This is a genomic window from Streptomyces sp. NPDC006294 (assembly GCF_042870895.1).
Lineage (GTDB): Bacteria > Actinomycetota > Actinomycetes > Streptomycetales > Streptomycetaceae > Streptomyces.
In genome coordinates this window covers 58,804-76,759 of record NZ_JBIAHV010000020.1, presented here as the reverse complement: position 1 = coordinate 76,759, position 17,956 = coordinate 58,804, and the positions used below count along the sequence as shown (strand labels likewise).

Genomic DNA, 17,956 nt, shown 5'->3' with positions numbered 1-17,956 from the left:
CCGAGGGCGAGATGGCGGTCCAATGCTGAAGATGACTTCCGATGGTGTGGGCGGCTCCGAAGGCGCCGGGACCGGACAGTGTGCGAACCCTCTCGAGGAGCTTTCGCTCGAGCAGCTCCGCCGGCGCAAGAGCATGAAATGGCGCACGTATCCGGATGACGTCCTGCCCCTGTGGGTGGCGGAGATGGATGTCCCGCTCGCGCTGCCGGTCGCCGACGCCCTGCGCGAGGCCATCGATACCGGTGACACCGGGTACCCCGCCGGAACCGAGTTCGCCGAGTCGCTGGCCGGTTTTGCCTCGCGCCGCTGGAAGTGGGACGGCGTGGCTCTCGACCGCGTCGCCGTGCTCCCGGACGTGATGATGGGCGCGGTCCAGGTGCTGCGGCTGATCACCGATCCCGGCGACCCCGTCGTCGTCAACTCCCCGGTGTACGCGCCCTTCTACGCCTTCGTCGCTCATGACGACCGCCGGATCGTGGAGGCGCCGCTCGGGCAGGACCTGCGGATCGGCCTGGACACCCTCGAGGAGACGTTCCGGCGTATCCGGCAGGAGAACGGCAAGGGCGGGATCGCCTATCTCCTCAGCAATCCGCACAACCCCACCGGCACGGTTCACACCTTCGAGGAGCTCGCCGGCGTGGCGGAGCTGGCTCGCCGGTACGCGGTCCGTGTCGTCGCCGACGAGATCCACGCCCCGCTCGTGCTGCCGGGAGCCGAGTTCACGCCCTACCTGAGCGTGCCCGGGGCCGAGAACGCCTGCTCGCTCATGTCGGCGACCAAGGGCTGGAACCTGGCCGGGATCAAGGCGGCGCTCGCCGTCGCGGGGCCTGAGGCAGCCGCGGATCTGCGCCGGATGCCCGAGGAGGTCCACCACGGCGCCAGCTACCTGGGCGTCATCGCCCACACGGCGGCCTACCGCCACGGGGACCAGTGGCTCGATGCGCTGCTGGCAGGGCTCGACGCGAACCGGGCCCTGTTGGGTCGGCTCATCACCGAACACCTGCCGGGGATCGGCTACGCCAGGCCGGAGGGAACCTACCTGGCCTGGCTCGACTGCCGGTCCCTCGGCCTCGACCGGGAAGAAGACACTGCGGACCTCGCCGTCGTCACCGATCTGGCCGGCCCAGCACAGCTGTTCCTGGAGCACGCCAGGGTGGCCCTGTCCTCCGGCCACATCTTCGGAACGGGCGGAACCGGGCACGTCCGCCTGAACTTCGCCACCTCCCAGGCCGTCCTCACCGAGGCGGTCACCCGCATGGGACGGACAGCGGCCCTCCACACGCGCTAGGCGAATGGGCTCCCGTCCCGCACGCCGCGCACAGTAGCCGCCGGGGTGCGGGCTGCGGTCATACACCGCTGGTCGGCGGGGTCAGCTAGCGGCGCGTACATCGAGGACGCTCCGCAGGGCGGCGAGCGCGGGCGGCAGATCGAGTGTCACGAGTGCGGAGTGCTGGAGTTGCTGTGTGCGCATCGCCGGTCTCTTCACGGCCACGGACCGGCCACCGGGCGAACAGCCGAGGTACACACGGCCCATGCCGCCCGAGCCGACCCGGTGCCGTAGGACGCGTTGGTCCGTACGTGACGACGGCTACGCCTCGGGCGCCGCAGCAAAGCGGATGAAGCCCGCGATGCTGGGTGAGAACGTGAGCGGGCACTGATCGCCGAGCGCCGCGCGGACGCCCGCCGTCACCTCGGCATCCGGCTCGCCGAACGCCTCGAAGCGCTCCACTCGGCAGTGTTGCATCACCTCCTGGATGTACGGGTCCGCGAGTTGCCAGTGCACCCGGACGCTTGCAGGGGGCCTGCTGCGGCGGGGGCATCGGGTGCTGCTCTGTACGGCCCTTCAGTCAGGTCAGCACGCGGTAGGTCACGTGGGTGACCGAGTTCCCTGCTCGCGACTCCACCTGCTCAAGATCCAGTGACGGCACTCCGTCGAACAGCCGTGTGCCGGCGCCGAGCGTGAACGGCACAATGTGGAGCCGCAGCTCGTCGATCAACCCTGCGGCCAGGTACTGGTTAATGGTGGTCGCGCCTCCGTGGATCGACACATTGCGCTCTCCGGCCGCCTCGCGAGCCTGTCGCAGTGCCGATTCGATGCCGTCGGTGACGAAGTGAAACGTGGTGCCGCCGTCCATGGGTTGCGGCTCGCGCGGGTGGTGGGTGAGGACGAAGACCGGCGCGTGGTACGGCGGGTTGTCGCCCCACCAGCCCTTCCACTGCCGGTCCCACGCGCCGCGTACGGGGCCGAACATGTTGCGCCCCATGATGAAGGCGCCGACTGCCGTCAGCCGGTCGAGTTCTGCCTGCCGCTGCTCCGGGGTTTCGAACATCCAGGCGTGCAGCCTGTCGCCCCAGCCATCACTGGCGTCGTCGCCGAAGGGGCGCTGCTCGGTCTGGTTGAGCCCGGCCGAGTACCCGTCGACGGAGATCGAGAGGTCGCAGGTCACCCTGCCCAGACGTGTGGTCACTGTGCCGTCCTCCTGGTGGCGATCTTCCGTCGCCGTCGCGGTGAGTATCTTGATCCGTTCACTACTTGGGTAGACCGTTCCGGGCCCGCGAACTCATCGCGCGGCCGTTTCGCTGCTTTCGGCGGAGCTGCGCCATCGGGGTGTGCCGTGGACCGGAAGGCGGAGCGGCGTGAGTGGCTTCAGCCAGCGGCGAGGGCGCGATTCCGCGGTGGACGGGCACCTGTGTACCGGTGCATGGCAAGGCGCCGCCGGCGCGGGAAATCGCCGCCGGTGCGGGAGAGCGGTGTCGGCGCGGGAGAGCGGTGTCGGGCCGGGCCGTACCGCGTGGGGCGGCGGTCTGTCTGCGGCCTGGCCGGTGAATCCGCGCGAACCGACTAGGGTGCCGGACTGCCGGGCCTGACGCCCAGGAGAGCGAGTGTGGAGGTCCGTAGCCACGTTGCCGCCTCCTCCACGGACATGCGTCCCGCCCCGACCTCGTCGCCTGCCGCGTGGCCGAGAGCGGTGACTGCGGCCACCAGCCAGGTGGCTGGCGGTGCGGGGTCGAACTCGCCCGACGCCTGGCCCTGCTCGATCAGCCGGGTGAGGCGGGCTGCGACGGGCTCATGACGAGCGTGGTCGGCGGCGGCGCCGGCGCGGGTGCTTCCGAGCTGGAGGAGCACCGGGTTGCCTTCGAACAGCCGCCAGCCGATGTCCTGGAGCTGCAGCAACTGGTCCAGGGCGGGACCGCCGTTCTTCTCCGCCTCGTCCATCGCGGCCATGGCCTGGTCCGTGATCCGGTCGGCGACAGCGTCCAGCAGCGCGTCACGGGTGCCGAAGTGCGCGTACACGGTCTGGCGAGTCACGCCGGCCGCGGCGGCGATGACGGCCATTCCCGCGTCGGGCCGCTCGGCCAGCAGTCGGACCGCCGCGTCCAGCACCGCGATCCTGCTGCGCTCAGCGTCGGCGCGACGGCGCGGCCGTGCTCGCGACGCGTCGCCCGGGGTCTCGAAAGCAGTCAACTCTTACACCCTTGTCAAAAATGGCCGCCCGGCTATATCTTACGGAAGTGTAAGAGATCGCGGCGACGCGGCGCCTATGTATGGCAGGAGCATGATGAAGCCTCTCCACACGAAGCCTCCCGAGCAGTTCATCGCCGACTTCTTCACGAGCTTCACCGACGCCGTGGTCCACGGCTCGGAGGACGCCGCTGACCTGATGGCCAGGTACTACACCCGCGACATCGTTCAAGTAGCCGACGGCGTACCCCTCGACTGGGACCGCCTCCTCGCTCACCTCCGTCCGGTGCGCAAGAACCTGCGACAGTTCCGATTCGAGGTGCACGAGGCGTTCATGGACGGCGGCCGGATCGCGACCCGCTTCACGATCCACGCCCAGATGCGCAAGGGCGGGCCAGTGTCCACACGAGTCCACATGTTCGCCGAGTTCACCCCCGACGGCCTGCTGCGACGAGCCGAGCAGCTCACGCGGCCGGTCACCGCCGCCGAACCGGAGCCGGGGAAGTGAGCCGGATGCGCATCCGGCTCGTCCTGGGCCTGGCCCTGCTGTCCACCGGCGTCCTCGCGGGCGCCTTCGGCTACGGTGCGGCCAACCTCGTCCCCACGTTCAACGCCGTACCGCTCGACATGAGGCTGTCCTTCCACAGCCGGTTGATGCAGATGAACGGCATCACCATGCAAGGGGCCATGGGCCTGTCGGCGCTCAGCGCCCTCGCGCTTGCGGCCATGACCCGTGGCGCCGCGCGGCGGCTGGCCGGCGGGGCCGGGCTCCTCGCCGTTGCGTCCTTCCTGATCACCCGTCTCGGCAACGTCCCCATCAACGGCCGGATCAAGTCGTGGGCGGCCACCGCGGCACCCGCCGATCACGCCGAGATCCTGGCCCGCTGGGAGACGTTCAACTACGCCCGCACGGGCGCCGCCTTCGCTGCCTTCGCGCTGCTGATCCTTCTCTCCCAGCTGCCCTTGCGCCATAGCCGCTCTGCTCGAGATCCGGACAACAAGCCCATAGCCGTACGCCGCTGACGCCTGCGGGCACTGGCCGGACCCGTCGAGGCGGGCCGCTGCGGCCGGTGGCGGAGACCGCGCTGCCGTCGGCAGCATCGGCCCGGCACCGCCGGCCCTCTCGGAGGCGGGCGCTGCCCGGCCCCCTGATGTCAGCGGTTGCGCCGGACCAGGCTGTGCACAAGGACGGACAGCGCCACCACCATCACCAGCACGTGCAGCCATCCGGGAGCAGCCGCGGCATCCGCGGCCACCGTTCTCATCAGGGCCATCCTGTCCTCCGGTTCGACACACCGAGTGGGCCGCGCGCCGAGCGGGCCGTCCGCGCCTGCCGCGCCGACAGGGCGGCGCGGGCAACGGCACGAGGCAACGGCGAGGGCCGCAGGGCTCTCAGCGCCGGCGGGTCCCGGACCTCCAGGACGTGCCGACGCCTGCGACATGGAGTGCGAGCAGCATCAGACCCAGGAGCATCACGTTCGTCGACGCGAAGACTTCGTTCGTGTCGATCTCCGCGGCGTTGACGAGGAACGCGATGAAGAACATCACCGCGGCGGCCAAACCCAGCATCGGACAACTCCCTCACGGTCGTGGTCGCTTACGGCTCGTCTGCCCCCGCATCCCCAAGTCAGACCCTCCCGTCGCCACAGCCGGGAGGGGCGGCCGCCGCTGTCGGTCCGCGAGGCAGGGACCGCCGGGTCGGCCGCGCAGACGTAGCGGGCAGGACGCCTGCGGTCCCCGGATGACGTAGGCTGGCATTACTGGACAGACGTCCAGGTTGTTTTACGGGAGGCCGACATGACATGGCTCCTGCTCGCCGGCGCGATCATTGCCGAAGTGACCGCGACCGTCTCGCTGCGCATGTCCGACGGGTTTTCGAAGCCCGCGTGGGCGGCGGTCGTCGTCGTCGGGTACGTCACGGCGTTCACGCTGCTCGGCTTCACTCTCAAACGGGGAATGGCGATCGGCGTCGCATACGGCGTCTGGGCCGCCGCCGGCGTGGCCCTGGTCGCGCTCATCGGAGCCGCGTTCCTCGGTGACGGCCTGACAAAGGTCCAGGTCACGGGCCTGGTGCTGGTGATGGCCGGCGTCGTGGCACTGAAGGTGGGCAGTGCCCACTGAACCGCTCCACGGCGCTGTGGGCGATCCTTCGCCGGACGGGCGCCTGGCCCGTGGCGCGCAGACCCGCCGACGTCTGCTGGACGCCACCGTGCTGCTCATCGCCGAGGAAGGAACGGCCGCGGTCACGCACCGTGCGGTGGCGGCACGGGCCGGAGTGTCGAAATCGGTCGCCACCTACCACTACCCGGCAGTGGACGACCTGCTCGTCGCAGCTCTCGAAGACTGTGCCGACTCCTACGCCCGCGGCCTCGCCGCGGAACTCCCGGCCGACTGCACCGTGTCCGAGCTGTCGGCCTTCCTGGCCCGCTACCACAACGACCACTGGGCCCGTTCCCAGGCCGGGTACGAGCTCTACCTGTTCGCCGCCCGTCGCCCCACCCTGCGACCGGCGGCACTGCGGTGGCTGGAGGTGCTGAGTTCGCTGGCCCGCCGCTACACCCGGAACCCGGAGGCGGTCACCGCCTTCGCCGCCGTCGTCGACGGCCTCAGCCTGCAGGCGCTGCTGCTCGGTGAGCCCCTGGACCCGCAGGCCCTTTCCCGGCAGTTGCAGCACGCGCTCCGGTCTTCAGACTGACGCCGCCGGTCCGGTGGGCCCGGTGTCCGGCCCATCGGCCCTCAGCCATCGGGAGCCGGGGCGCGCCGGCGGTGCTGTGCTCGGGCCGTGGAACCGTGACCGCCCGGCTTCCCACGCGGGCAGCGCGCGAGCGGGCACCGCGTCGACGCCCCGTCCATCACCCTCGCTCCGACACGCGCGGCGCCTCGCCGCAGGACGAGGCCGGCGGCCCACCGCGGGCCGGGTCGCACCGTCCTGGGCTACGGGGGCACCTGCCACCGGCGGTCCGCCTCGGCGCGAGCCACTTCGGCGTCGTACTGACTCGCGTCGAAGTGCCGCTCCGGCGGGGAGTGAGGGGTAGGAGTGCGCGCTTTCCACGGAACCTCCCAGTCCGACCACTGCACCATCTCCCCGAACCGCTGCACGACCACGGTCGGGAAGCCGCAGCAGCCACCGGTGCCGTCGGGTTCCCCCAGCTCCAGCCGGCGCGCCTCGCCGGTGGCCCGGAGAGGGCTGGGCCGGCCGGCCGGCAGGGCATCGGCCGCGTACGGTCCGCGGCCGCCTTCGCCGACCGCCTCCTCGACCGCGTCCTCGCCATTGACCCAGAACCGGAGCTGAGCGGCGAACCGGGGTCCTGGCGGAGATACCGTGATCTCCAAACGATCGAACATCGGGCCACCTTACGGGGGCGCGCTGACGCCGGCGGGCGGCCCAGCCGGTGCCTGCCTCCGCCCCACCCGGCCGGCGAGAGATCCACGAAGTGCCTGCTGTTCCAGTGCGGTCCGGTCACGGCCCCGTGGTCGGGGGCGTGCCCGGGCCCCGGGACCGTCAGGGAGAAGGGCGCGGACTCACGTGGCGGGGAGGGAGTGCACACTCACGGCGTAGCCGCAGCCCGGGTAGTACGGGTCGCCGTTCCAGGTGGCGTAGCGCCGCTGCAAGGTCAGTCCGGCCCGGGTGCACCAGTCGTCGAACTCCGTGAGGGTCACCGGCGGTTCCGGCAGCGGCAGGTGTGCCGCGTCCAGGCCCATGCCCGTGACCAGCAGACCGCCGGGGCGCAGTGCGGCGGACAGCTGCCGAACAACGACTGACCCGGTCCCGGGGGCCAGCAGGGGGATGACGTTCCCGGCGGCGAGTGCGAGGTCGAAGTCCTGATTCAGGCCGAGGGTGTCCAGACGGGCCAGGTCACCGAGGAGCCACTCCTGCGCGGGGGCGTCACGGCGGGCTACGGCGAGCATCGAGGAGTCGACGTCCACGCCGGTGCAGTGGTGGCCCAGCTCCGCGAGCCGGATCGCGATCCGGCCGGTGCCGCAGCCGGCGTCGAGTACCCGGGCGGCGGGCTCCAGCAATGCGGCGCAGAAGGCGGCCTCGCCATGGATGTCGTGACCTGACTCGGCGAGCCGCGCGAAACGCCGAGCGTACTCCTCCCCGGCTTGCCCGCCGGTCAGTTCCGCCCAGCGGTCACGTCGCCCAGCCATGTGGAGATGCCTTCCTGTCAGCCTCGCCCGGCAGGAGCGAAGACGGTGCCACCACACACTACGTGCGGCGTCGGGTGTGCACCGCACAGGGACGCCGCCAACGTACGGCAGGGTGCCGCGTGGGCGCCGCTGTCGACGACGGGGCAGACGGTGCCCCGTACGACGTCCCACGCCGCAGCGGGCGTCAGCAGGTCGGCGGCTCGGAGACCCCTGGCCCCGAGGCCGTCCAGTTGCCACCTCCACGGCCACGGTGGTCGCCGATGCGGTGCGGGGCAGACAGGTGAGGGCGTGCTTGATCCGGTCGTTGCAGGTACGCCTGGTCCAGATGCCGAACGTCTACGCCGGCGGTGCGATCGACGGCCGCTACGGCAAGCAGGTGCGGGCGGCCGTGGCCAGGTTCCAGCAGTGGTACAGCATCCGCGGCGGCGAGACCGGCGTCTACGGCGACAACACGCGCCGCGCGCTCATGCTGCGGACCGAATAGCCGGCAGGGGCGGTGCGTCTGCGCCAGCGCCTCCGCCCGTCGCCGGCCCACAGGCCGATGAACAACGCGGCCGTCGCCTCCAGCGGTCCGGTCAGGCGGCTGACCCGAGGACTCGGCGCGGCGGCCGGTTGGACGGGCCGGGTCCGGGGAACCGGTGGGGGATGAACGACGACGACGCAGACGAGACGCCGCAGGAGCGAATGGCCAAGGCCGAGCTCTACCTGGAGTCGGTCAAGGCCCGGATGGACCCGGAGGACTTCGAGACGCTGCACCAGGCCGTGCAGGAGATGAGCCGGCTGATCGCCGAGGGAGACGAAGGCGTTCTGGAGGCCGGCGACCGTGAGAACTTCGCGGGCGACGTCCAGCGCGAGTTCCTGGCCGTGATGGCGATCGTGACCACCGGGCGCATGGACCACCATGTCATCGACATGCCAGGCCCCGACGGCAGTCCCGGTTACGCGGTCGTCACCCCGGAGGTCGCCAACGATCCGGCGGCACTCGCGGAGCTGCGCCGACAGGTGCACCAGTGGAGCTCCGACCAGCAGGCGATCAACAGCGAGCTGGACGGCATCGCCCGGGCCAGCGGCATGGACCCCGACGACTGACCCGCTCCCGCTGCAGCGACGGTCGACGCCGGTTTCACCGCCGGCGGCCGCAGCGGCGGGAACGGCGCCGACGCCGCCCGACTCCGAACGGCGACCGCGACGCCCGGCCGCCGGACCACGTGCCCGGCGCCGTCCGCAGCCGTGGCCCGGTCTCCTGTCACCGGACCTGGGGTCGCGCAGCATGGCGACACCGGCCTCGAACCCTCATGGGCACGGTGCTGGTCATGCTGCTGGGCGTCACCCTCGGCGTGTGGAGGGGACGCAGCCGGCTCGTGGACCGGCTCGTCCGGCCCACCCCGGACGCCGCGCAGGTCATGCCACCCTTCGTGTACGTCGTACCGTTCCTCGCGCTCTTCGGAGCGACGCGCTCCACGGCCCATCGTCGCGGCCGTCGTCCATGCCGCACCGGTCGCCATGAAGATCATCGCCGTAACGGCACACGATCCGTCGCCGAGACGACCGTGGAAGCGGCCCGGCCGGGCGGGCGGCACGGGTGTTGTGGCGGCCGCGGAGGGCGGGACGGCTCCGGGTGAACGGCGCCTGCCTCGCGGGGCCGTTCGCGTTCCTCGCCCGCGGGCGACACGTGCGCCCGATCCGTCCGTGCGGTGAACCCGAAGCCCGTTTCCGGCGTGTTTCCGTGCATCCGCACACTGCTGCCGGACACCCCGGCGAAAGGGAACGATGCCCACCGTGTCCACCGAACACGCCTGCCAGACGGCGGCCGAGCAGGCCGCCCACTGCCTCCAGCCCGTGTGCACCGCCCTGACGCCCCGGGGCCGCTCCGCCGAGTCGCTCCAGGCCGACGCCATGCCCGTCGTCCTGCGCAACTACCTCGGTGTGGACGTCCGCGCACCGGAGCCCGTCGCGCAGGCTCCCGTGGCCGACGCCTCGACCGGCGCGGCGGTCCTGCGCCTGTGCCTCGACGGGCTGTGCGCCGAGACGGCAGGCTCGCTCGCGTCATGGCACACGAGTCTCGGCCGCAGCCTGCCCGAACTCCTGCACGCGGCGAAGCCGTCGGCGAACTACTGGGAGCTCGTGGCCGATCTGCAGTACGGCGCCCATGAGGTCCTGACCGCTCTGACCCGTCCGGGCCGCGACGGCAGCCGGGGTCCACGGACGCTGACCGAGCGTCTGGCCCTCCTGGAGGACCTGCTCGCGGGGACGCTGAGACGCTCGGCCGTCCCTGCCGAGACGGCCGCCGTGTGTGCCACCGGACTTATGGACGCTGTCGCGTCGCTGTTCGGGCTCGCCCCCTCCGGCGACGGCGAGCGCTGAGCGACGGCGCCCCCGCTGCCCGCCACCGCTAGGCGCTCGCGCCCTCGTCCGGGTGCAGGGCGTCGAGGATGAGGGCGAGACCGAAGGTGAACTCGTCGGCGTAGTCGTAGCCGGGTCTGAGGGCGTGCTCGGTGACGAGTTCGGTGAGGTGGGGGTAGGCGTCGGCGGGCATCTCGCTCAGGAGCGCGCCCGCCACCTCTTCCAGCTCCGCCGAGCCGCTGAAGGGCAGGCTCACCTCCTGGATCACGAAGCCGTACAGATAGCTGTCGATCAGCGAGAAGGCGTGCGCGGCCATCGGGACGGAGAACCCTGCGGCGCGCAACGCTCCGATGACGGCGTCGTGGTGACGCAGCGTCATGGGGCCCGGCCGCGTACGGGAGTCCATCAGGGCGACGGCCCACGGATGGCTCCGGAGCACGGCGCGGGCGGACGTCGCGCGATGGCGCATGGCGCTCTTCCAGTCCGTGTCGCGCGGCGGAAGATTGATCTCGCCGAACACCGCGTCCACCATGCCGTCGAGGACGTCCTCCCTGCCTGCGACATGGTGGTACAGCGACATCGCCTCGACGCCCAGCGGTCCGGCGATGGCCCGCATGGTGAGCGCGGCCGTGCCTTTCTCGTCCGCCACCGCCATCGCCGCGCGGATCACCCGCTCGCGATTGAGGGGAGTGCGCGCCGACGCCTTCCTTTGACCTTTGCCTGCCCCGGGCATCCGCCTCTTCCTTCCCCTCCCTTGACCGCCTTACGGCATAAGGCTACCTTGCCTTACAACATAAGGTCAGCATTCCGGCGAAGGGCTGCGCCATGGGCACGGATCGCGTGAAGAAGGTCTGCATCATCGGAGCGTCGGGGAAGCTCGGGCAGTACATGGTCCGGCACGCACTGGACCGCGGTTACGAGGTGGTCGGCGTGTGCCGGGAGCGCAGCGTGCAGAAACTGGCCGCGTTCGAGGGCCGGATGACCGTCGTCCCCGGACCCACGGACGACCCCGAGGTGATCCGGCCGGCGGTCGCCGGGTGCGACGGGGTGCTGACGGTACTGGTGCCCTGGGGCGTGCGGCAGTACGCGTCGGGCACGGCGCAGGCGGTGCTCGACCACGCGCGGCCGGACGCGCGCCTGGTCTTCTCGTGCGGCTGGCACATCACGCGCGACGGCAAGGACTCGTACTCGTGGATGTTCCGGGCGGGCGTCCGGATCGCGACCGTACTGGCCAAGCTCGTCCGCGCCGTCGAGATCGACGACCAGGTGGAGGCGTGCCGCCGGGTGTTCGCGAGCGACACCCGGTGGACCGTGGTGCGCGGCAGCTCCCTGGAGGAGGGCGAGAGCCAGGGCCTGCCCGTGTGGAGCCGGCACGTGGGCGACCCGATCCTGGCGGGCAACCTGACGCGCCGCGTGGACTTCGCGCTGTTCATGGTCGAGGCGCTCACCGACGACGCGCTCGTCCAGGAGGCCCCGGCGATCGTCGGCCGCCTCACGTCCGGCGCCCTGGCGCACGCGGGGGTCGTCGACGACCGCGGGCGGTAGGCGCGACCGCGGGTCAGGCGTCCCAGGCGCGAGGGCGCTTCAGCTCTTCCCATTCGGGGCGGAGCAGCGAGAACACGGCGAGATCGTGGCGGCGGCCACGATGGAGGCAGGCGGCACGGCTGATGCCCTCTTGCACGAAGCCGGACTTGGCGAGGACCGCCAGGGCGGGCGCGTTGTCGGTGTGGGTCTCCGCCGTGAGGCGGTACAGCGGGAGTTCGCCGAACGCCAGGTCCACCAGGGCGTCGAGGGCGTCGGTGCCGTGACCGTGCCCGCGATGCTGAGCAGCCGGCATCAGCTCGACCTGTGCTGTGCCGTTGACGATGTGCTGGCCGCTCAACGCGACATGGCCGACAGGGGTGCCGTCAGGGAGCAGGACGAGGAAGTCGTCGCGATCGTCGTCGTCGCTGTCACGCTCGATGCGTTCGCGCATGGCGGTCAGTGAGCGCGGCCAGATGCCGATTTCGTAGGCGGCCACGGGGTCGGACCGCCAACCGTGCAGGAGCTCGGCGTCGTCCGTGTCGACTGCCGCCAGACCGACAGACCTGGCGCGCCAGCAGATTTCCGTGGCAGCCTCGTCGTTGTCGTCGCCCGCGGTCCCGGTGTCTTCGGTCATGGGCGGATGGTCCGGGCGCCTTCAGGCCGGGGCTACCGGATTTCTCCGCTCACCGGCCCGGCGCGTCCGCTCCCCGACCAGCTGGACGTGTACGGGCGCGGAGCCTCGTCACGGCCATCGGTCGGCGGCCTCGCCGGCGGGGATTTTCCGCCAGCCTGCGGGGAGACAGAGCACGGCGTGTGACGCTCTCGATAGCGTCCCCCTGGACCTGCCCGACCACGACACCGACACCACACCGACCGGAACAGACCTCGCCGTCCTTGCCGCTGAGCCGCGTCCGCGGTCCGGTCCACCGCCACCGCGTCCTGAAGCCCCCTCCTCTTGCCGACAGCCCGCTGAAGGAGAGCACCGTGTCCCAGCAGCCGATACTCGTCCTGGACCCCACCGGCTCCGACCACCACGCCGAGGACCGGGCCCTGCGCGCCCGTGGTCCGGCCACCCGTGTGGACATCCTCGGAGTGACCGCGTGGTCCGTCACCGACCCCGCTCTCCTCAAGGAACTCCTCACCAGCCAGCAGGTCTCCAAGGACGCCCGCGCCCACTGGCCGGCGTTCGCCGAGACCGTGCCCACCTGGCCGCTGGCCCTGTGGGTCGCGGTGAACAACATGTTCACCGCCTACGGCGGCGACCACCGGCGGCTCCGCCGTATGGTCGCGCCGGCGTTCAGCGCCCGCCGTATCCAGGCCATGCGGGCCACGGTCGAGAAGGTCGTCACCGCGCTCCTCGACGACCTCGACGCTCAGCCGGCCGGCGAGGCGGTCGATCTGCGCACCCACCTCGCGTACCCGTTGCCGATCGCGGTGATCGGCCGGCTCATGGGAGTCCCCGACGAACAGCGGGACGGCTTCCGCGCCGAAGTCGACGGTGTCTTCGACACCACTCTCACCACCGAGCAGGCCACCGCGAACACGGCCGCCCTGTACGAGTCCCTGAACCGGCTGATCGCGGCCAAACGCGCCGAGCCCGGCGACGACATGACCTCCCTCCTCATCGCCGCCCGCGACGAGGAGGGCGACGGCAGCACCCTCACCGACGACGAGCTGCGCGACACGCTCCTGCTGATGATCTCCGCCGGGTACGAGACCACCGTCAACGTGATCGACCAGGCCGTCACCGCACTGCTGACCGACCCCGCACAGCTCGCCCATCTCCGGTCCGGCCGCACCGACTGGGACAGCGTCGTCGAGGAGACTCTGCGGCACGAACCCGCGGTCAAGCACCTGCCGCTGCGCTTCGCCCTCACGGACATCCCCCTGCCCGACGGCCGGATGATCGCCCGGGGCGAGGCGATCCTCGCCTCGTACGCCGCCGCCAACCGCCACCCCGACTGGCACGGGGAAACCGCCGACCGCTTCGACGTCACCCGGCCGACGAAGGAACACCTGGCCTTCGGGCACGGCGTGCACTTCTGCCTCGGCGCACCGCTCGCCCGCCTGGAAGTCGCCACCGCCCTCCAGCAGCTCTTCGAGCGGTTCCCGGAGATCGGACTCGCCGTGCCCGCCGATGAGCTGAAGCCGCTGCCGTCCCTGATCAGCAACGGGCACCAGGCCCTGCCCGTACGCCTGCGGCCGGCCGCACGCTGATTCCGACTGCCCCGTTCGCAGAGCACGCTGATCACACGGGTCCTGTACGAGGCGGCGGGAGCACCCACGATGGCCGGCTCGTACGCGACCGCGGCACTCAACGTCGGCGCCGCCGTCGGACCACTCGTCGCCGCGCTCACGCTCGGCACCGCGCTCGGAGACCTCGGGCCGCTGTGGGCCAGCGGACTGCTCGTCGCGATCGCCCTGCTCGTCGCGTTTCCGCTCCGCGGTGTGATCGCGGCCGGCCGAAGCAGCGCGGTTCGCCGACGACGCGTGCGTGACGGACGCCACCGGCGCCACCCGCCCGGTCCCGGTTCGGCCGGGCGGGAATGCACCGCCCATCTGTCAGCGAATTGCAAAATTCTTCAATTCAATACATGCTGTGCCCGCTGTCTTCGCAGGTAGCCGGGGATACAGCACCAGCCGATGGCCCGTTCCGACGGGGCGTGAGAGGTATGCCATTCGTGCCGGTTTCCGCTGTATCAGGCCAGGGCCGAGCCCTGTGACGAGCGAAAGAGCAACGATGACCGTCGAGTGGCGCTACACCACGCACCAGGCCCTGAGCGTTCTCTCCCTCGCCGGCTTCCTCGGGCCCGACGCCGTGCACCGGTTCACCGGCGCCGTCGGCTGGGTCCTGGCACGAGGGACCGGGCCGGTCATCCTCGATCTCACCGAACTGCGCGGCTGGTCCGCCGACGGGCGGCTCGCGGTCGCCCGAGCCGCACGCGAGCTCACCGCCGAAGGCCGGAGCATGGAGCTCGCCGCGATCCCCGCCGACGGCTCCCTCGTCCCCGGCACCGGCCGTCTCCCCCTCCCCGTGCACCCCGACCTGACCACCGCCCTCGCGGCCCACCAGCACGTGAGCGGCCGGGTCCGCGAGTGGTGCAGCGACGACTGGCCCGACCGGAAGAACAGCGGCGTACGCAGCCGCCTGTGAGCGCGACATCGCGCGTCGCGTCATCGCTCCGGGTCATCGCGGCCCGCTCCGGGCCGGTCGGCCCTCATCGGGCCGGTTGCTTCTCCGCCACACGCAGCTCGGCGAGCAGTTCCTGCTGGCCGGTCAGCAGCTCGGACAGGATGCGGCGGGCGGCGGCGAGCAGTTCGGCGACGTCGCCGCCGGCCAGCTCGTAGACCACGGTCGAACTCTCCCGGGTGGCCCGGACGATGCCCGAGCGGCGCAGCACCGCCAGTTGCTGCGACAGGTTCGAGGGTTCGATCTCGATCGCCGTCAGCAGGTCCCTGACCGGCATCGGCCCGTTCTGCAGCAGTTCGAGAACCCGGATGCGCACCGGGTGTCCCAGCATCCGGAAGAACTCGGCCTTCGCCTGATACAGCGGAACCGGAACCGCGCTCACCCCTCACCTGTCTCGTGCTCGCCGGCCGAGCCCGCGCCAGACGGGCCCGTTCACTTGTCCGCCGCATTGAAGAACTCTTCACATGGTAAACGCCGGACGGCCTCCAGCAGCGTGCTTGACCGGGGCCCGGCACGCGTCCGCAGGCGTACCGTCGTGTCCTCGACCCGGTCCGCACGGGCACCCGTGCGGATCAGGCCGCTGTCGGGCCAGGTACGCGGCGTCGCCGGCGCGTACCCGTGGCGGACGGCCTCAGGGCCACCTCTGTGACGGCGCAGCGCAGATTGTGCAGTGCCCGGCCGTACTGGCCCCGAGTTCCGGATACGGGCCGCCCGATGGCCGGCGCAAGCACTTCGGCCTGGCTCTGGCCGCCGACCCGGCGCACAGCGCCGCCGCGCGCCATGAGGTCACCGCCCGGCTGCGGAGCTGGAATCTCGGCCACCTGTCGGCGGACGCCGCCCTGATCACCTCCGAACTGGTGACCAACGCGGTGCTCCCCCCGGTCACGGTGCGCAAAGTCAGGCCCGCGCCCTGCAGTTGGGGCAGCAGATACAGCCGGCCGGTGAGCGCCACCAGCAGGGCGGTCAGGCGGCGCACCCGCGTGGACTCGAGGCGCACCTCAGCGAAGTCCGGCACGGTGTACGCGCCGGAGCGGCGCAGCGGGGCGGGGCGGCGACGAACGCCATGAGCACCAGCTATCCGGCGGTGTAGCCGACGCCGTACCAGAGCGTGTCGGCGCCGAAGGCGAGCACGAGCCCCGCGATGCCGAGGAAGGAGGCCGCGGAGAGGTAATCGCCGCCGATCGCGGACGCGTTGCGGAACGGGGAGACGGCGCGCGAGGCGACGTAAGAGTCGGAGGTGGCACGGCCGGGGCGCAGGCCATAGACGCTGAACAGCGCCGTGGCGACGCACACCACGGCCACGGCTGCCACGGGCTGTGCGGGGCTCATCGGATCGCGGCCTCCGCGAGACGTCTGTCGCGGGTGCGCGTCATGAGCGTTCCATGTCCGTGAAGTCGCGCTCGTTCCTGCCGGCGTGGCGCACGCAGATGTACGCGAGGGTGAGGATCACCGGGTGCACGGCCACGGCGATGATCAGCCAGGAGGTGGGGATGCCGGCTGCGGTCCCGTTCCGGAGGTCGGGGACGGCCAGGAACAGGAGCGGCAGGCCGCCGAGCACGGCGGCGAGGGTGCCTGCGACGGCGAGCCCGAGCCGGAGCTGGGCCCGCATGAGTGAGCGGAGGTAGACGTCGCCGAGCGGCGTCTGCCGGCCGAGGTCGTCGGCGGCGTGTCCGGAGGCCGGTGGCTGCCCGCCGCCGATGGCGGCGAGGGTCCGGGGGTGGGCGACGGTGACGCGCCGTCTGCGAGCCCTCTGCGCGCGGCGGTCGCCGCGCTCGCGGTCCGGGCCGTCGGTCACCTCGCGCTCCCCGTCGGAACCGTCGGTCACCTCGCGCTCCCGCGGGGCGGCGGGGCCGGGGCGGCCACCGGCACTACGCCGGGCCGGCGCGCGGCAGGAACCTCGGACCACGGACAACACCTCGGGCGCCACGCGCAGCGAGACGTTGAGCGGCCGCCGAACCGAGCACGTTCCAGCAGCAGATAGCGGTCGATGCAGCGCAGTTCCTCGGCGAGCGAAGTGAAGTCGCCGTGCTGCCGGAACGAGTACCGGGTGAACTCGGCGAACTCCACCAGCAGCTCTCTGGCCCGCGCCGGATCGGTGCGGACTAAGGAGGCGATGGCGGACAGCGAGTTGTAGACGAAGTGCGGCGGGATCTGGGCCCGCAGCGCACGTACCTGCGCCTCCGCGGCGGCCGCGTGCGAACGGTCGAGCTCTGCCAGCTCCAGCTGGGTGGACACCCAGTGTGCGACCTCCGTGGTGGCGCGGACAAGGCCGGTGGAGGCTTGCGAGGCGTACACGGCGAGCGCGCCCCCCGGACGGTCTGCGACGATCAGCGGGGCGACCACGCCCTGCCGCAGCGGGCAGTCGGCCCCGCAGGGCGGATCACCGGGTCCGACGATCTCGACGCGTCCGGCGACGACGGCCCGCCCGGCGTGCGCGGGCACGCCGACCCGGTGGTCGTCGGCTCGCCCGCGGGCCCGTCCCAGGCCAGCACCGTGCCGGAGGGTCCGTGACGGCCAGCGCGGGCAGACCGAGCAGCGCCCGCAGATGCCGCCCGGCCCGTCGCGCGCTGTCGGCGTTCAGGCCGGCCCGCAGCGGGGGCGCGGCGAGCCAGGCGGTCTGCAGGGTGTCGTACGTCGCCTGCCTCTGGGCGGTGCCGAGGAACCGGCGTTCGCGCACGGTGCGCAGCAAGAGCCCGGCAGCGACGACGCGGGAGTCCGCGTTGTCGGGTCGGTGGTCGTAGTCGCGGGCGAGGCGCCGGTGCAGCATGAGGGTGCCGTTGACCTGCTCGACCACCCACCGCTTCGGTTGGGGGACGAAGCGCTTGCCTTCGTCGTCGGGGTTGCGTCGGACCACCTCGACGGTGATGCCCTTCACCGCCCCGTGGATGATCATGGCGTCTTTGAAACCCTGATCGACCATGACCTTTTCCAGGCGCGCCGAACAGGAACCGACGGCTCACTCAACCTAACAACGCACCACAGTCGGCCCGGGAGGGGCGGTCAGCCGAACAGCGCCCATGCCCTGACCACGGCCACCGCCGCGCTGATCACAGCCAGGAGGCCCCACACGATGCGCAAGTGGTCGGGTGTGAAGCGCGGGCTTGGCGAGCCACCGGGCGAGACCATTCCAATGACGTCGTACACGCGCAACGCGAGATTGCGGTAGTCGAGGGTGATCAGCGAACCGACCACGAATACCGCCACAGCCCATACGAAATGAAACATTGGATCTCCGCATTCAGGGTCTTGGGAGGGTGCCGCGCCCGGCCGGGCCGCGACTGAGGGGG

At 71.6% G+C, this 17,956-nt stretch carries 24 protein-coding genes and 3 pseudogenes; 13 read left to right on the top strand and 14 right to left on the bottom strand.

Going from position 1 to position 17,956, the window contains the following annotated elements:
* Positions 1-31 precede the first annotated feature (31 nt).
* Positions 32-1,288, top strand: a complete 1,257-nt coding sequence (locus ACFYOP_RS29235) for a MalY/PatB family protein (RefSeq protein WP_356896640.1) — start codon at positions 32-34, stop codon at positions 1,286-1,288.
* 300 nt (positions 1,289-1,588) lie between these two features.
* Here ACFYOP_RS29235 and ACFYOP_RS29230 read toward each other — a convergent pair whose 3' ends face one another.
* The 3 genes from ACFYOP_RS29230 to ACFYOP_RS29220 all read right to left on the bottom strand — a co-directional run bounded on the left by ACFYOP_RS29230 (position 1,589) and on the right by ACFYOP_RS29220 (position 3,466).
* Entirely contained in the window at positions 1,589-1,783 is a 195-nt protein-coding gene (locus ACFYOP_RS29230; protein WP_356896642.1) for a hypothetical protein, read from the bottom strand.
* 64 nt (positions 1,784-1,847) lie between these two features.
* A complete protein-coding gene (locus tag ACFYOP_RS29225; protein WP_356896644.1) occupies positions 1,848-2,468 on the bottom strand; it encodes a dihydrofolate reductase family protein in 621 nt (206 codons plus the stop codon).
* Between the two features lie 374 nt (positions 2,469-2,842).
* Entirely contained in the window at positions 2,843-3,466 is a 624-nt protein-coding gene (locus ACFYOP_RS29220) for a TetR/AcrR family transcriptional regulator (RefSeq protein WP_356896646.1), read from the bottom strand.
* Between the two features lie 91 nt (positions 3,467-3,557).
* Between ACFYOP_RS29220 and ACFYOP_RS29215 the strand changes: the two genes are divergently transcribed.
* Both ACFYOP_RS29215 and ACFYOP_RS29210 read left to right on the top strand, forming a co-directional pair.
* A complete protein-coding gene (locus ACFYOP_RS29215; protein WP_356896648.1) occupies positions 3,558-3,971 on the top strand; it encodes a nuclear transport factor 2 family protein in 414 nt (137 codons plus the stop codon).
* A 5-nt stretch (positions 3,972-3,976) separates the two neighbouring features.
* The gene (locus ACFYOP_RS29210; protein ID WP_356896650.1) at positions 3,977-4,486 is read left to right on the top strand and encodes a DUF1772 domain-containing protein; all 510 of its coding nucleotides are present in this window, start codon (positions 3,977-3,979) and stop codon (positions 4,484-4,486) included.
* 369 nt (positions 4,487-4,855) lie between these two features.
* Here the strand turns inward: ACFYOP_RS29210 and ACFYOP_RS29205 are convergent, their stop codons facing one another.
* Positions 4,856-5,032, bottom strand: coding sequence for a hypothetical protein (locus tag ACFYOP_RS29205; protein WP_356896652.1), 177 nt, complete (start codon positions 5,030-5,032; stop codon positions 4,856-4,858).
* 228 nt (positions 5,033-5,260) lie between these two features.
* On the opposite strand from ACFYOP_RS29205, the gene ACFYOP_RS29200 reads away from it, so the two are divergent.
* Positions 5,261-5,584 carry an SMR family transporter gene (locus ACFYOP_RS29200; protein ID WP_356896654.1) on the top strand — a complete coding sequence of 108 codons (324 nt, stop codon included), beginning with the start codon at positions 5,261-5,263 and terminating at the stop codon, positions 5,582-5,584.
* Entirely contained in the window at positions 5,574-6,158 is a 585-nt protein-coding gene (locus tag ACFYOP_RS29195; RefSeq protein WP_356896656.1) for a TetR family transcriptional regulator, read from the top strand. The genes ACFYOP_RS29200 and ACFYOP_RS29195 overlap by 11 nt, the downstream gene beginning before the upstream one ends.
* A gap of 239 nt (positions 6,159-6,397) precedes the next feature.
* On the opposite strand, the gene ACFYOP_RS29190 is transcribed toward ACFYOP_RS29195, so the two are convergent.
* Positions 6,398-6,808 carry a hypothetical protein gene (locus tag ACFYOP_RS29190; protein WP_356896658.1) on the bottom strand — a complete coding sequence of 137 codons (411 nt, stop codon included), beginning with the start codon at positions 6,806-6,808 and terminating at the stop codon, positions 6,398-6,400.
* Between the two features lie 177 nt (positions 6,809-6,985).
* The gene (locus ACFYOP_RS29185; protein ID WP_356896660.1) at positions 6,986-7,612 is read right to left on the bottom strand and encodes a class I SAM-dependent methyltransferase; all 627 of its coding nucleotides are present in this window, start codon (positions 7,610-7,612) and stop codon (positions 6,986-6,988) included.
* Positions 7,613-7,904: 292 nt separating this feature from the next.
* Between ACFYOP_RS29185 and ACFYOP_RS29180 the strand changes: the two genes are divergently transcribed.
* From ACFYOP_RS29180 to ACFYOP_RS29165, 4 genes and pseudogenes are all read left to right on the top strand, one after another.
* Positions 7,905-8,096, top strand: a complete 192-nt coding sequence (locus ACFYOP_RS29180; protein ID WP_356896662.1) for a peptidoglycan-binding domain-containing protein — start codon at positions 7,905-7,907, stop codon at positions 8,094-8,096.
* A gap of 161 nt (positions 8,097-8,257) precedes the next feature.
* Complete coding sequence (locus ACFYOP_RS29175; RefSeq protein ID WP_356896664.1) at positions 8,258-8,701, top strand: hypothetical protein; 444 nt, start codon at positions 8,258-8,260, stop codon at positions 8,699-8,701.
* 200 nt (positions 8,702-8,901) lie between these two features.
* Positions 8,902-9,186: pseudogene (locus ACFYOP_RS29170) on the top strand (ABC transporter permease subunit); the annotation flags it as partial.
* Positions 9,187-9,391: 205 nt separating this feature from the next.
* Complete coding sequence (locus tag ACFYOP_RS29165) at positions 9,392-9,976, top strand: hypothetical protein (RefSeq protein WP_356896666.1); 585 nt, start codon at positions 9,392-9,394, stop codon at positions 9,974-9,976.
* 28 nt (positions 9,977-10,004) lie between these two features.
* Here the strand turns inward: ACFYOP_RS29165 and ACFYOP_RS29160 are convergent, their stop codons facing one another.
* Positions 10,005-10,610, bottom strand: coding sequence for a TetR/AcrR family transcriptional regulator C-terminal domain-containing protein (locus tag ACFYOP_RS29160; RefSeq protein ID WP_388453406.1), 606 nt, complete (start codon positions 10,608-10,610; stop codon positions 10,005-10,007).
* Between the two features lie 170 nt (positions 10,611-10,780).
* On the opposite strand from ACFYOP_RS29160, the gene ACFYOP_RS29155 reads away from it, so the two are divergent.
* Positions 10,781-11,500: an NAD(P)H-binding protein gene (locus tag ACFYOP_RS29155; protein ID WP_356896670.1), complete on the top strand. Its 720-nt coding sequence runs from the start codon at positions 10,781-10,783 to the stop codon at positions 11,498-11,500.
* A 13-nt stretch (positions 11,501-11,513) separates the two neighbouring features.
* On the opposite strand, the gene ACFYOP_RS29150 is transcribed toward ACFYOP_RS29155, so the two are convergent.
* Positions 11,514-12,113 (bottom strand): GNAT family protein, encoded by a 600-nt coding sequence (locus ACFYOP_RS29150; RefSeq protein WP_356896672.1) that lies wholly within the window; start codon positions 12,111-12,113, stop codon positions 11,514-11,516.
* Positions 12,114-12,463: 350 nt separating this feature from the next.
* Here ACFYOP_RS29150 and ACFYOP_RS29145 point away from each other — a divergent pair, with 350 nt between their 5' ends.
* The 3 genes and pseudogenes from ACFYOP_RS29145 to ACFYOP_RS29135 all read left to right on the top strand — a co-directional run bounded on the left by ACFYOP_RS29145 (position 12,464) and on the right by ACFYOP_RS29135 (position 14,633).
* Complete coding sequence (locus tag ACFYOP_RS29145) at positions 12,464-13,696, top strand: cytochrome P450 (RefSeq protein WP_356896674.1); 1,233 nt, start codon at positions 12,464-12,466, stop codon at positions 13,694-13,696.
* Between the two features lie 21 nt (positions 13,697-13,717).
* Positions 13,718-13,963, top strand: a pseudogene (locus tag ACFYOP_RS29140) (Cmx/CmrA family chloramphenicol efflux MFS transporter); the annotation flags it as partial.
* 256 nt (positions 13,964-14,219) lie between these two features.
* Positions 14,220-14,633 (top strand): anti-sigma factor antagonist, encoded by a 414-nt coding sequence (locus ACFYOP_RS29135; RefSeq protein ID WP_356896676.1) that lies wholly within the window; start codon positions 14,220-14,222, stop codon positions 14,631-14,633.
* Between the two features lie 64 nt (positions 14,634-14,697).
* Here the strand turns inward: ACFYOP_RS29135 and ACFYOP_RS29130 are convergent, their stop codons facing one another.
* From ACFYOP_RS29130 to ACFYOP_RS29105, 6 genes and pseudogenes are all read right to left on the bottom strand, one after another.
* Positions 14,698-15,051: a metalloregulator ArsR/SmtB family transcription factor gene (locus ACFYOP_RS29130; protein ID WP_356896678.1), complete on the bottom strand. Its 354-nt coding sequence runs from the start codon at positions 15,049-15,051 to the stop codon at positions 14,698-14,700.
* Positions 15,052-15,531: 480 nt separating this feature from the next.
* Positions 15,532-15,998: pseudogene (locus ACFYOP_RS29125) on the bottom strand (cation acetate symporter); the annotation flags it as partial.
* Between the two features lie 40 nt (positions 15,999-16,038).
* Entirely contained in the window at positions 16,039-16,494 is a 456-nt protein-coding gene (locus tag ACFYOP_RS29120; RefSeq protein WP_356896680.1) for a hypothetical protein, read from the bottom strand.
* Positions 16,491-17,111, bottom strand: coding sequence for a histidine kinase (locus tag ACFYOP_RS29115; RefSeq protein ID WP_356896682.1), 621 nt, complete (start codon positions 17,109-17,111; stop codon positions 16,491-16,493). Before ACFYOP_RS29115 ends, ACFYOP_RS29120 begins: the two co-directional genes overlap by 4 nt.
* On the bottom strand, positions 17,050-17,589 hold the full coding sequence (locus ACFYOP_RS29110) for a hypothetical protein (protein ID WP_388453363.1): 540 nt from the start codon (positions 17,587-17,589) through the stop codon (positions 17,050-17,052). The genes ACFYOP_RS29115 and ACFYOP_RS29110 overlap by 62 nt, the downstream gene beginning before the upstream one ends.
* Before the next feature lie 80 nt (positions 17,590-17,669).
* Entirely contained in the window at positions 17,670-17,873 is a 204-nt protein-coding gene (locus tag ACFYOP_RS29105; RefSeq protein ID WP_356896684.1) for a hypothetical protein, read from the bottom strand.
* Positions 17,874-17,956: the final 83 nt, after the last annotated feature.